This is a genomic window from Oleiphilus sp. HI0132 (genome assembly GCF_001635845.1).
On sequence record NZ_LWGJ01000394.1, the window covers coordinates 1 to 926 of the forward strand.

Sequence of the window (926 nt, forward strand, 5' to 3'; positions counted from 1 at the left end):
ACGTTCTGCTGGTGATATGCCGGTACACATACAGAAAGATATGAAGATAAATAAAACAATACCTGTAGTGGGTGCCCTTATACTTTTGTGCAGTGCCTTATCGTTTAGGGTTCAAGCACAGGTCATAATTGAAGAACTGCAGCAGGCAGAATTACCTTTAGCTTTAATACCTGATGCACGTAAGAAAATAGTCTTAAAGCCAAACGGAAACTTAGCTGCTGCGACCAATGCTGATATTGTCGGCGGTCATGCGGTATCGGGTCACTATAGAATCTCTAGCGATACTGAGCAGTCAATTACGATTGATGTGATGAGTACTGAGGACGATCCTAAGATTGTGCTAAAGAACTTTAAGCTGAAGTATCAGGGCGTCACGTATAAAAAACCTCCCGTTACAGGTTTGCCTTCTCCTGGCAGTGGCGAAGACTTATTTATTGGCTTTACCGTGATATTGAAATCCGGGGCCGGTGAAGGAGAGCGCTTCCTTTCTTACACCATCGATGTAATAGAAGAATAGCTGACTCAGTTTAGGTGATTTGCCCTCTCTATATTATAAGCTCACTGCAATGAGTTTTAAGCCTTTGCTAGGGTCGTTTTCTTTGATCTCTGCACAGCTATCTATGATGGTCATTTCTTTGGTTTCTGGGAAACAGTCGCCCAGTTCATCTTTAAACTGCTGATGTGTAACATGCGGATTGTTGAGACTGACAAGTAAAGTGCCATTCTCGTTCAGGCAATCCTTGCACCAGCCAAGTAGTCGCTTGTAGTCCTGCCAGCCTCGAAAGGCCTTTTTTTGGTAGGGCGGGGGATCGGTAATAATCAAGTCAAAGGGGCCGTAAGAAGAAAATTGTTTGCGTGACTTCAATATATCCCGTTTTACAAAATTCGCTTTACCCTGACTGATTCCGTTGAGATTATGATTACGC

General features: G+C 43.3%; 2 protein-coding genes. One reads left to right on the forward strand and one right to left on the reverse strand.

Translation table 11 applies throughout. The features are described 5' to 3' along the window. Positions 1-517: hypothetical protein (locus A3766_RS30400; RefSeq protein WP_068641819.1), on the forward strand; the 517-nt coding region annotated here is incomplete at its 5' end. 33 nt (positions 518-550) lie between these two features. On the opposite strand, the gene A3766_RS04910 is transcribed toward A3766_RS30400, so the two are convergent. Continuing rightward, on the reverse strand, positions 551-926 hold a 376-nt coding region (locus A3766_RS04910), incomplete at its 5' end, for a class I SAM-dependent methyltransferase (RefSeq protein WP_197479328.1).